We start from the raw sequence: 11,411 nt of genomic DNA, 5'->3' as shown, positions 1-11,411 counted from the left end.
GCGCAGTTCGTCGTGGATTGCGAGATTGCCTATCTATGATAGGTTGCCGACTCATGAGCAAGCTCCTCACCGCGCGGATGACGGCCGACTACGACGGCCCGCTGGTGATCTTCATCATCGGCATGCGGATCAACCGCGCGCTCAAGGTGCACAAGTGGCTTCCCGTGATCCGGGCGATGGGTCCGATGATCGCCGGCCTGCGCACCGTCACGCTGATCCAGTACTGGCGCGATTTCGAAAGCCTGGAAACCTACGCCCGTGCCCGCGACAAGCGGCACTGGCCGGCCTGGGCCGCGTTCAACAAGGCCGTGGGCACCGACGGGACCGTGGGCATCTTCCATGAAACCTACGTCGTCGCGCCTGCCGGGCACGAAGCGATCTACGTCAACATGCCGCCCTTCGGCCTCGGCCGCGTGGGCAACCTGGTCCCCGCCGAAGGAAGGCGCAGCGAAGCGCGCGAGCGGATGAAGCAGGCCGGCACCGCGCCCGACGCCTGAAAAAGAAAAAGGCGGCCTGAAGACCGCCTTTTCGAAAAGGAGCCGGGCGACCCGCCGCAACTCGTTGTGGCTGCTTCCTTCCGGACCTGACCAGGTTGGCGAACGCAAACGTCCACCCGACTCCCGGACCGCCATATGGTGCGGCGCGGGCGGTTTGTCCAGCCCGCTTGCCACCAGCCCGCTTACTTGAAGTTGTCGGCGTAGCTCTGCAGCTTCAGCCGCTTGGGCGGCGTCGGGATCACGTGCGCCGCAATGCCGTACTTGTCGGCATAGGCCTTGGCCTCGTCGAGCGAGCCGAAGCTCAGCGTCACCTGCGCCTGCGTATCGCCGGACCCGGCCCAGCCCATCAGCGGATCGGGGCGCTGCGCCTCCGACCGTTCGAATTCGAGGAGCCAGTCGCTCGTCCGGGCCTTGCCGGACTGCATGGCGTTCTTCGGGCGCTGGTAGATGCGTGCGGTCATGGCGCGAGGCTTTCTTGCGAATCGCGTCGCAAATCAAGTCCGCATTAGAGGCAGCCGCTCGCTTACTTTCCGCCCACCTACTTCCGCGAAGCCTCGAACGCGTTGCGGGTCTTGAGGCTGGGGTCCTCGGTCCACGGCGTCTCGGGCCAGCGATGCTTGGGGTAGCGGCCCTTCATGTCCTTGACCACGTCCTTCCACGATCCGCGCCAGAACCCCGGCAGGTCCGCCGTCGTCTGGATCGGCTTGCCCCCGGGCGAAGTCAGCGACAGCAGCAGCGGCCGCGGCGGCTGACCGACGGCGGGATGGCAGTCCAGCCCGAACAGCGCCTGCACGCGCAGTTCCACCATCGGCCCGCCTTCGTGGCCATAATCGATCGCATGGCTCGTGCCGGCGGGCGAGCGGAACTCGGCCGGCGCCAGCTTGTCCAGCGTCTGCCGCTCGTTCCAGTCGAGCCGGTTGAGCAATGCATCGTGCAGCTTGCCTGGGCTAACGTCGAGATCGCGCCGCCCTGCAAGCATCGGCGCCAGCCAGTCGTCCAGATCGGTGATCAGCGCCGCCTCTGAAAGCGCCTCAAGCCCCGCATAGGTCCCGCGCACGATCAGCGCCCGCGCGCCTGCCCCCAGCGGCAGTATGCCAAGGCCCTCTGCCCGCACCCGCTCCAGCAGCAGCGCCACCACCGCGTCGGGATCGGGCTTCGGATCGGGCACCCGCGCCAGCACCACCTGCCCCAGTCGCCGCTCCAGCCGCGCCTCGACCCGGCCTGCCTCGGCGTTCCACCAAAGCGCGTGACGCTCTTCCAGCCGATGCCCCAGCCAGCGCGCGATGTCGGCTTCGTCCAGCGCGATGCCGCCCATGATCCGCGCGCCCTTCGCCTCGCCCTGCGCATCGCCGATGACCAGCCATTTCGCCGTCACCAGCGGCGATGCCGGATCCAGCCGGTAGCCCCGCCCACCAGACGCCAGCCATTCCTCCCCGCTGGCAGAGCGCGCCCGCGCGATCCGGTCTGGAAAGGCTTCGGCCAGCAGCACGCCCAACGGAACGTCTGCCGCCCCGCTCTTGCCCGCCAGCTTGCGCGCCATCTCGGCCCAGCGCCCCGCCAGCTTGCGCGAAGCCTCGGCCCTTGCCCCCCGCTCACCGTTCCAGCGGTCGAGCCGCAGCGCCAGATCGTCCGAACGCCCGCCAAGCCCGCGCTCCTGCAGCAGCAGAGCCAGCCGCGCGGCCTGCGTCTCGCAGCCGCGTTCCGCCGCAAACAGCAGCATGTGCGCCAGCGCCGGCTCCATCGGCAGCCGCGCCATCGCCCGGCCATGATCGGTGATCCGCCCCTCGTCATCGAGTGCGCCCAGCGCCCGCAGCTGCGCCTGCACCGCCGCCATCGCCGGGGCAGGCGGCGGATCGAGCCACGCCAGCGCGCCCGCATCGGCCGCCCCCCACTGCGCCAGCGTCAGCGCCAAGGGACCGAGGTCGCTGGTCAGGATTTCGGGCGGCTCGAACGCCGGCCGCCCGGCGTGCCCGGCCTCTTCCCACAGGCGGTAGGCAACGCCCGGCCCCTGCCGCGCCGCGCGCCCCGCGCGCTGGGTCGCAGCGGCTTGGCTGGCGCGATGCGTGACCAGCCGCGTAACGCCCGCGACCTTGTCGAACTCCGCGCGGCGCGAAAGTCCCGCATCGACCACCACCGACACGCCGTCGAGGGTCAGCGAGGTTTCGGCGATGCTCGTCGCCAGCACCACGCGCCGGCGCCCTTGCGCATCCCGCCGGATCGCCGCGCGTTGGCCCGCAGGCTCCACCTGTCCGTGCAATGGCAACACCAGCGCGGAAGGCAACTTCTCGCGCAGCAGGTCGGCGCAGCGCTCGATCTGGGCCACGCCGGGCAGGAAGGCGAGGATGTCCCCGCTTTCCTCCCGCCACGCCTGCATCACCGCCGATGCGACCTGCTGCTCCACCTTCAGGTCCGCCCGCGCGCCCAGCCAGCGCAGCTCCAGCGGGAACGCCCTCCCCTCGCTCTCCACCACCGGCGCGTCACCCAGAAGGCGCGCGAACCGCGCCCCGTCCAGTGTCGCCGACATGACCACGATGCGCAGGTCCTCGCGCAGCACGCCCTGCGCCTCGATCGCCAGCGCAAGGCCCAGATCGCTGTCGAGATGCCGCTCGTGCGCTTCGTCGAACAGCACCGCCGAAACTCCGGTCAGCTCCGGATCGTTGAGGATCGTCGCCACGAAGATCGCTTCGGTCATCACCAGAACGCGCGTTCGGGCTGACCGCTTGGCGTCGAGCCGGGTGACATAACCGATCGTGCCACCCGCTTCCTCGCCCAGCAGTTCGGCCATGCGCTCGGCCGCCGCGCGCGCCGCCACGCGACGGGGCGACAGCACGATGACCTGGCCGGTGCACCATGGCTCGCCGATCAGCGCGGGCGCCACCGCGGTGGTCTTGCCCGCCCCCGGCGGCGCGATCAACACGGCGCTCGGCCCCTCGCGCAGCGCATCGAGGAGGTCGGGCAGCACGGCATGGATCGGAAGCTCGCTCACACAGGTCGCCTTAGCCCCCGCCAAAGCGCACCTGCAAGCTGCACACGTCTTGACCGCGTCATCCGGCGACGGCAGTCAGGTTGCGAAAAGAAACCGGCCACAGCGGCCCATGGGGGAATTTCGCAAGATGCAACACCGCCGCCTCGGCACATCCGCCATCGTCGTCTCGGACATCTGCATGGGCACGATGACCTTCGGCAGCCAGACCGACGAAGCCGAAGCCTTCCGCGTGCTCGACGAATGCTTCGACGCCGGCATCAACTTCTACGACACCGCCGAAGGTTATCCCGTGCCGCCCGATGCCAAGTGGGTCGGCCGCACCGAAGAGATCGTCGGGCGCTGGATGAAGACCAAGCCGCGCGACGCCATCATCCTCGCGACCAAGGTTTCCGGCCCCAGCCATGTCTGGTTCAAGAGCCCGCTGCGCTCCGGCATGACCGCGCTCGATCGCCGCAACATCGTCACCGCGATCGAAGGCAGCCTGAAGAAGCTGCAGACCGACTACATCGATCTCTACCAGACCCACTGGCCCGACCATGACACCCCTTACGAGGAAACCATGGAAGTGCTCGACGAGCTGGTCCGCGCAGGGAAAGTCCGCATCCTGGGCTGCTCGAACGAAACCAGCTGGGGCCTGATGAAGTCGATCGCCGCCAGCGAGCGCGTCGGCGGCGCACGCTACCAGACGATCCAGAACAACTTCAGCCTCAACAATCGCCGCTTCGAAGACGAGCTGGCCCAGGTCTGCCGCAAGGAAGGCGTCAGCCTGATACCCTATTCGCCGATCGCCGGTGGCGTGCTTGCGGGCAAGTACAACGGCGGCGCCCGCCCCGATGGCGCGCGCTTCTCGCGCTATCTCGCGATGGAAGGCCGCCAGGCCGCGATGGGCCGCCGCTTCGTCAACGACAAGTCGCTGGCCTCGACCGAACGCTTCGCCGCCATCGCCGCCGAACACGGGCTCGATCCAGTGACGTTCGCCGTAGCCTGGTCGAAGCAGCACGATTTCGTCGCCTCCACCATCGTCGGCGTTTCCAGCCAGGCGCAGGTCGCCCCGATCCTCGCGGCGGCCGATCTCGTCCTTCCCGACGAAGCGATGAAGGCGGTCGACAAGGTCAGCCGCGAAATCATGTACCCCATGGGTTGATCTGGTCAGCCCCGCACGCGGGGGTCTGGCGCCGCGTCGAAATCCCGACGTACGGGGCCCGACGTGCAGGGCCCGAAGTGCAGGGAATGCCGCGCTCGTCCGTTCATGACCGGTACGGGCGCATTGCGCTATCGGGGGCGCACGGCATGAAGACCACCTTTGAGATTGTCATCGCGCTGGCGACCAGCATCCTCTTCACCGGGGCGGCTGTCGGCGCGGGCATTCTCGGCATCGGCGTGGTCTCGGCCGGCGGCTGCTTCTGGCTCTGGCGCAAGCTGCGCGGGCCGCGCTCCTGACAGGTATGCGCGCCCCGCGATTTTCCTACTCCGGCACGGTCGTGGCACAAATGGCGCCATGTCTTGCCTGCGCGCCTTGCATGAACAACTAATCGCCCTAGGCGATCAATTTCGTCTTACTGATCGATTGCAATTATTCCCCAGGACACTGTCAACTTTGTCAACTTGGCCTCTGAAGGACCGTTTGACGGTCGCGAATCAGGGGCGATTCAGTGCGGGGTCAGAACCGGCGAGCGACGGCAAATTCGGCCGCTTCGGTCATTGCCGCCTTGGCCGCACCATCGGGGAAGCGGGCGATCGCATCGATCGCGCGGGCGGCATAATGGCGGGCCCGTTCGCGCGTCGCGTTGACGGCATCGTGGCGGCGGATCAGCGCGACAGCATGCGCCAGGTCTTGGTCCGAATTGCGGTCGCCGGCAATGGCCGCACGCCAGAACGCCCGCTCGTCCTCGGTGCCGCGCGCATAGGCCAGGATCACCGGCAGGGTCATCTTGCCCTCGCGGAAATCGTCGCCCTGGTCCTTGCCCATTTCCGACGCATCGGAATCATAGTCGATCGCATCGTCGGCGAGCTGGAACGCAATGCCAAGGTTGCGGCCATAGGCATCGAGCGCCATCTCGTCCTCGTCCGATCGTTCGGCCACCACGGCGGCGATGCGGCAGGCGGCGGCGAACAGCGCGGCGGTCTTGGCGTTGATGATGGCGAGGTAGCGCTCCTCGCTCGTCTCGATCTGGCGCTGGGCAACCAGCTGGTCCACCTCGCCCTCGGCGATCACCGCGCTGGCATTGGACAGGATGCGCAGCACCTTCAGGCTGCCGTCCTCGACCATCAGTTCGAAGCTGCGGCTGAACAGGAAGTCGCCCACCAGCACCGTCGCCGGGTTGCCGTAGACGATGTTCGCGGTCTTCTTGCCGCGGCGCATGTCAGACCCGTCCACCACGTCGTCGTGCAGCAGGGTTGCGGTGTGGATGAACTCCACCGTGGCGGCCAGCTTGTAGTGCCGGCTGCCGCCGTAGCCCAGCAGGCTGGCGCTGGCGAGGGTCAGCATCGGGCGCATCCGCTTGCCGCCGCCCGCGATCAGGTGGCCGGCCAGCGCCGGGATCAGCGGGATGCGCGACTGCATGCGATCGAGGATCACCGCATTGACGCTGTTCATGCCATCGGCGACCAGCGCCATCAGCGGCTGCAGCGAAGGTGCGGCCTTGCGGGGAAGCGGGTGGACGTTTCCAGTCATCGTTTGCCCGATTGGCGAACGGTCCCGCGCTTGGCAAGTCGCAAGTTGCGCCTTAGGGGACCCGTCGGGCAATTCGCAGCCGGGGACGGACCCGGGTGTGGGCCGGGCAAGCGGGGATTTCGAGATGAGCGACGATCAGGTTCTGGCCGGGTACCGCCAGAGCATCGACAACATCGATGCGGCGATGATCCACATCCTGGCCGAACGGTTCCGCATCACCCAAGCTGTAGGTGCCTACAAGGCCGCGAACAAGCTCCCCGCTTCGGACCCCGGCCGCGAAGAGCGCCAGATCGCCCGCCTGCGCAAGCTGGCCGAGGACGCCCGGCTCGATCCCGAATTTTCCGAAAAGTTCCTGCGCTTCATCATTCAGGAAGTGATCCGCCACCACGAACGGGCGGCATCAGGATCGCCGGCGGCCTGACCGAAGCAGGCCGGCTTCAGTCTTCCAGCGGAACGCCCGGCAACTGCTTGGCGGTGCGGATGGTCAGGCTGGTCTTGACGCTCGCCACGTTGGGCGCGGGCGTCAGCTTGCTGGTCAGGAATTCCTGGAAGCTCTGCAGGTCGCGGCTGACGATCTTAAGGATGAAGTCGATCTCGCCATTGAGCATGTGGCACTCGCGCACTTCGGCCAGCGTGCGCATGTGCTCCTCGAACTGGCGCAGCGATTCCTCGGCCTGGCTCTTCAGGCTGACGAGCGCGAAGACGGTGATCGCAAAGCCGAGCTTCGAGGAATCGAGATCGGCGTGATAGCCCCGGATAACGCCCGCTTCTTCCAGCGCGCGGACGCGGCGCAGGCACGGCGGCGCGGTCAGGCCGACGCGCTGCGCCAGCTCGACGTTCGTCACCCGTCCTTCGTCCTGCAATTCGGCGAGCAGCCGCCGGTCGATCGCGTCCAGTGTCGCCATTCTTTCCTACCGCAGCCCAGCCTGCGACCTTCCGCCTAAGACCGGGCGAGGAAGCTTGTCGACCGGGACCCCGGCAACTTTCCACACCCAATCGGCGTAAAGACGATAATAATGTTGTGACATACCGCAATCGTGCCACATTGCAACGCAATCAATGTGGACCTTTCAGGCGATTCCACAATTTGTTAGGGTCTCGTACGCTAGCGCGGCCGGCCCGAAACGGCCATGGTGCGGCCGCCCGCCGGGATCAGGAGAGCAAGGCTGCAATGATCGTTGACGACCGCCTGGCAACCGTGTTGCGCACGAATGCGACGGGGCGGCTGTCCTTGCGGATCCAGTTCCGCCAGCTGGCCGACCTGCTTGGCAGGGAGATGGCAACGCCGCCCACGCCGGTGCAGGCCGCCGCCCTCACCCGCCTCGAAACGATCGCCGATACGCTGGACGAAGACGATTGCGCTTCACTGCTGCGCTCGGGCGGTCTGCGTTCGCCCGCGCTCGTCTGGCGCTTCGTCCAGCGCAGCCCGGAACTGGCGATGGCGGCAGTGGCCGGTGCCAACCTGTCCGAAGCCGACTGGCTCGATCTGATTCCCGAATTGCCGGTGCGCGCACGCGGCGCGCTGCGCCATCGCCGCGATCTGGGCGACAAGGTCCACGATCTGCTCGCCCGGCTCGGCGTCAACGATTTTGCGCTGCCCGAACCCGACGACTATGTGCCCCAGCCCGTGATGGCCGCGGCAATGGCGATAGCGAACGCGCCGATCCGGACGCCCGAGCCCGAACCGATCGCCGACGATGCAGCGCACGACGACGAGCGCGCGCCCGAGCACAGCTACAAGCCTGACGACGGACAGACGCCGCCGCCGCTCGAACTCGTTTCGGCGCAGCAGGAAAGCCTGCTTTCGCCCCCGCAGCGGGAAGGCATCGGCGACATCGTCCGTCGTATCGAGGCCTTCCGCCGCTTCCGCGAAAGCCAGCCGCCCGCGCGCGCCACGGACGAAGAGGCGGAACTGGAAGCCGTCGCCGCCGAAGCGCCCGCCCCGCGCATCGTCACCGCGATCGACATCCGCATCGATGCCGAAGGCATGATCGTGGCCGCCGATGCCGCCCACGCGCCGATGCTGGTCGGCCATCGCCCCTTCACCGGCGAAGTCGATGCCCCCGCCACCTGCGATGCCGACACGCTGCGCGCCTTCCGTTCGCGCCTGCCGGTCGAAGCCGGGCTGATGACATTCGAAGGAACCGCGCCGGTCGCCGGTTCATGGCGCGTCGATGCCGTCCCATCGTTCGCTCGCGAAGGCGGCCATTACACCGGCTATCACGCCCGCCTGCGCCGCCCCGAACCCGTGCGCGCGGCAGCGGCCGCCAACGATGACGAAGGCGACAGCAGCACCGATCGCCTGCGCCAGCTGCTTCACGAACTGCGCACCCCGATCAATGCGATCCAGGGTTTTGCCGAGCTGATCCAGCAGCAGATCTTCGGACCAACCCCGCACCAGTATCGCAGCCTTGCCGCCAGCGTCGCCTCCGACGCCGCGCGCATGCTGGCAGGGTTCGAGGAAGTCGAGCGGCTTGCCCGGCTCGAGACCGGCCAGGTCGAGCACGAAGGCGGCGAGACCGACCTGTGCGCAGTGCTGACCCGGCTGGTCAGCCAGCTCGAACCTGCGATCGGCCCGCGCGAAGTGCGCCTGCGCCTGGCCATCCCCGAATCCCCGGTGATGGTCGCGATCGAACCCATCGAGCTTGAACGCATGCTGTGGCGCATGCTGTCGGTGATTGCCGCATCGGCCGCGCCGGGCGAACGTCTGTCGCTCTCGTTGGGCGAGGCTGCCGGCTATGCCCGGCTGGTCCTGCCGCTGCCCTCGGCCCTGGCGATGCGCGACGATGCCGCGCTGTTCGCGCCCGACAACCGGACAACGCCCAGTTCGCCGACGCAGGCCATGCTGGGCAACGGCTTCGCCTTGCGCCTTGCCGCAGCCGAAGTCCGCTCGGTGGGCGGACATCTTGCCCGCAGCGCCGCCCGGCTGCTGGTCGATCTGCCGCTTGCCGGCGCCCACCCTGCGGCTTCGCCCGAACGCCCGCGCGGCGTCGCCTGAACGCCGCCCCCTCGATGCGCCAATCCGGCATCCTAGACCTGCCGCGCCCGGAAGATTTCGTCCGTTTCGCATCCGATTTCGGTCAGCGCTTCCTGGTCACGATCGACGCGGAAGAGGAGTTCGACTGGTCCAAGCCGTTCGAGCGCACCGGCCATGGCCTTGCCCACGTGCCGCGCCTCGCCAAGTTCCAGCAGTTCTGCGAAGGCTTCGGCGTGACTCCGCTATGGCTGGTCGATCACCCGGTGGCCGGTGATCAGCGCGCGGCCGAAGCGCTTGGTCCAGCCGTGCGCGAAGGGCGCGCCGACATCGGCATACAGCTGCATCCCTGGGTCAGCCCGCCGCATGTCGAAGAACTCAACGTCCACAACAGCTTTGCCGGCAACCTGCCGCCCGAGGTGGAGCGGGCCAAGATCAGGGCGTTGCGCAATCTCGTCGAACAGGCGTTCGGTGCACCCCCGCTGGTCTATCGCGCCGGCCGCTATGGCGTGGGCCCGGCCACGGCCCCGATCCTGGGCGAATGTTCGATCGCGATCGACAGCTCGGTGCGCTCGCGCTTCGATTATTCGAGCCATGGCGGGCCCAATTTCCGCGATCACCCGGTCATCCCCTGGTGGATCGACCGCACCCGCGGGCTGATGGAGCTGCCGCTGACCACGGTGTTCTGGGGCCCGCTGCGGGGACAGGGGCACTGGCTGTACCCCGCGCTGTGGCGGGTTCCCCGTCTGCGCGGGCTACTGGCGCGTACCGGCCTGCTCGAACGCATTCCGCTGACGCCCGAGGGCATCAACGCCGACGAAGCGCTGCGCGGCATCGACATCGCGCTCGACGATGGCCTGCCGGTGCTGGTGTTCTCGTTCCACAGCCCTTCGCTGCGCCCCGGCAACACCCCCTATGTGCGTGACGAGGATGACCTTGACCGCCTGTACGATTGGTGGCGCAAGGTGTTTGCCTACCTGCAGCAGCGCGGCGTCCGTCCGACGGGCGTTCAAGAACTGATGCGCGCCGCACAGGTTTGAGCCCGGCTTGCCAAGCGCGGCTGCCGCCACTAACGCAAATTCCGCGTGGGCCTGTAGCTCAGCGGTTAGAGCTGGCCGCTCATAACGGCTAGGTCGCGGGTTCGAATCCTGCCGGGCCCACCACCCTGCGCACCATGATCAGCCGGCCGCCGATGGCTCTGCCGTGCGGGCCGCCGTCATGGGACAACCACCGCCCGTGGCGCGGAAATCGGCAGATTGCTTGTAAGCGCGGCGGCGGGCGCGGTTGACGTTGCCCAGCGGCTGGTGAGCGGCAAGGCCGTTCCACGGCGAAAAGTGCAGGGCCTCGTCGATCCGGGCGACCTTCTCCGCGCTCCAGCTATCCTGCGGTTCGATGCGCAGCGTCGCCACCTGCACGAAGGGCGCCTCGTCCTCTTTCCATTCCACGCTGGCATCCTCGATCGGCTGCTTGTCGAGATCGCGCAGCAACTGCACTTCGAACGCCCATTCGCCGGTCAGGGAGCGGGCATCCTCGCGAAGGGTTTCGCGTAGGCCATCGGGCCGGCCTGACGTGTCGATCTCGGTGCCGGCCAGCGCGGTGAGCGATGGGGAGATCGGGCGCAGTCGGTACTTGGCCACGTAGTCGCCGTGGCGGAACGGCGTCGTCGAAAAATAGGTCTCGCCCAGCGGATGGACCTGCCGCGCACCGCCCATCGCGGCGAGCGCGCCCGATTCCAGCCCGACTTTGCCCAGTGCACCGTTGATGAAGCCCAGCACGCTGGACAGCGCGACCTTGGCGCCTTCGGCACGGTCTGTCGTCGCGGCCAGCAGCTTCAGCTTGCCCGCGAACTTCTTTGCCGATGGCGCGGCGAAAATCGGCGCGTTGACCATCAGGAAATCCTGCGCATCGCCATCGGTATCGGGCAGCATTTCGCCGCCCACCCCTTCGACCTTGAGCGCAAGGCCGCGCGGCAGCACGACGTTGTCATCGAGGATGTCGCCGGGGTTGGTCGAGACGCGCAGGGCCGCGCGGTATTCGCCCGGCTGCGCGAACAGCCCCTGCGCCAGCTCGCGCGGCAGCGTGGCATCTACCGTGAACGTGCCTTCGAACAGCGCGTGCGCCTTGGCGTGAACCGCGCGCACGGGCTTGCCGTAATCCTTGAATGTCGTTTCCAGGATATGCGCGAACGAGGCTTCCAGCGAAGCGTCGGTCTCGTCCTCGTCATCGAGCGGCTGTTCGAGCGAAGGCGAATAGGGGATCGGAGGGGCGATCATCTCTTGG

The 11,411-nt window shown here is 67.8% G+C and carries 11 protein-coding genes, 1 tRNA gene and 1 other RNA gene; 7 read left to right on the top strand and 6 right to left on the bottom strand.

The annotated features are described in order from the left end of the window. Positions 1-53 precede the first annotated feature (53 nt). Positions 54-497 carry a DUF4188 domain-containing protein gene (locus HHL27_RS01565; protein ID WP_169491609.1) on the top strand — a complete coding sequence of 148 codons (444 nt, stop codon included), beginning with the start codon at positions 54-56 and terminating at the stop codon, positions 495-497. A gap of 32 nt (positions 498-529) precedes the next feature. On the opposite strand, the gene ffs is transcribed toward HHL27_RS01565, so the two are convergent. From ffs to hrpB, 3 genes are all read right to left on the bottom strand, one after another. Continuing rightward, an RNA gene (gene ffs / locus HHL27_RS01560) (signal recognition particle sRNA small type) lies at positions 530-624 on the bottom strand. A gap of 55 nt (positions 625-679) precedes the next feature. After that, complete coding sequence (locus HHL27_RS01555) at positions 680-958, bottom strand: ETC complex I subunit (protein WP_169491608.1); 279 nt, start codon at positions 956-958, stop codon at positions 680-682. Between the two features lie 77 nt (positions 959-1,035). Beyond that, positions 1,036-3,483: an ATP-dependent helicase HrpB gene (gene hrpB / locus HHL27_RS01550; RefSeq protein WP_169491607.1), complete on the bottom strand. Its 2,448-nt coding sequence runs from the start codon at positions 3,481-3,483 to the stop codon at positions 1,036-1,038. A gap of 127 nt (positions 3,484-3,610) precedes the next feature. Here hrpB and HHL27_RS01545 point away from each other — a divergent pair, with 127 nt between their 5' ends. After that, on the top strand, positions 3,611-4,627 hold the full coding sequence (locus tag HHL27_RS01545; protein WP_169491606.1) for an aldo/keto reductase: 1,017 nt from the start codon (positions 3,611-3,613) through the stop codon (positions 4,625-4,627). Positions 4,628-4,773: 146 nt separating this feature from the next. Next, the gene (locus HHL27_RS01540; protein ID WP_169491605.1) at positions 4,774-4,923 is read left to right on the top strand and encodes a hypothetical protein; all 150 of its coding nucleotides are present in this window, start codon (positions 4,774-4,776) and stop codon (positions 4,921-4,923) included. A 220-nt stretch (positions 4,924-5,143) separates the two neighbouring features. Here the strand turns inward: HHL27_RS01540 and HHL27_RS01535 are convergent, their stop codons facing one another. Then, the gene (locus HHL27_RS01535; protein WP_169491604.1) at positions 5,144-6,157 is read right to left on the bottom strand and encodes a polyprenyl synthetase family protein; all 1,014 of its coding nucleotides are present in this window, start codon (positions 6,155-6,157) and stop codon (positions 5,144-5,146) included. A gap of 124 nt (positions 6,158-6,281) precedes the next feature. Between HHL27_RS01535 and HHL27_RS01530 the strand changes: the two genes are divergently transcribed. Further along, entirely contained in the window at positions 6,282-6,578 is a 297-nt protein-coding gene (locus HHL27_RS01530) for a chorismate mutase (protein WP_169491603.1), read from the top strand. A gap of 16 nt (positions 6,579-6,594) precedes the next feature. Here the strand turns inward: HHL27_RS01530 and HHL27_RS01525 are convergent, their stop codons facing one another. After that, on the bottom strand, positions 6,595-7,062 hold the full coding sequence (locus tag HHL27_RS01525) for an Lrp/AsnC family transcriptional regulator (protein WP_169491602.1): 468 nt from the start codon (positions 7,060-7,062) through the stop codon (positions 6,595-6,597). A gap of 266 nt (positions 7,063-7,328) precedes the next feature. Here HHL27_RS01525 and HHL27_RS01520 point away from each other — a divergent pair, with 266 nt between their 5' ends. The 3 genes from HHL27_RS01520 (at position 7,329) to HHL27_RS01510 (ending at position 10,294) form a co-directional block, all read left to right on the top strand. Next, positions 7,329-9,155: a sensor histidine kinase gene (locus HHL27_RS01520; protein ID WP_169491601.1), complete on the top strand. Its 1,827-nt coding sequence runs from the start codon at positions 7,329-7,331 to the stop codon at positions 9,153-9,155. A 14-nt stretch (positions 9,156-9,169) separates the two neighbouring features. Next, on the top strand, positions 9,170-10,171 hold the full coding sequence (locus HHL27_RS01515; protein ID WP_169491600.1) for a polysaccharide deacetylase family protein: 1,002 nt from the start codon (positions 9,170-9,172) through the stop codon (positions 10,169-10,171). 47 nt (positions 10,172-10,218) lie between these two features. Further along, a tRNA-Ile gene (locus tag HHL27_RS01510) sits at positions 10,219-10,294 on the top strand. Between the two features lie 15 nt (positions 10,295-10,309). On the opposite strand, the gene HHL27_RS01505 is transcribed toward HHL27_RS01510, so the two are convergent. Beyond that, on the bottom strand, positions 10,310-11,404 hold the full coding sequence (locus tag HHL27_RS01505; RefSeq protein ID WP_169491599.1) for a catalase family protein: 1,095 nt from the start codon (positions 11,402-11,404) through the stop codon (positions 10,310-10,312). Positions 11,405-11,411 lie beyond the last annotated feature (7 nt).

It is taken from the genome of Novosphingobium olei (assembly GCF_012927405.1).
Classification (GTDB): Bacteria; Pseudomonadota; Alphaproteobacteria; order Sphingomonadales; family Sphingomonadaceae; genus Novosphingobium; species Novosphingobium olei.
Note: the sequence above shows the minus strand (reverse complement) of the source record. Positions and strands in the feature narration are given on the sequence as shown.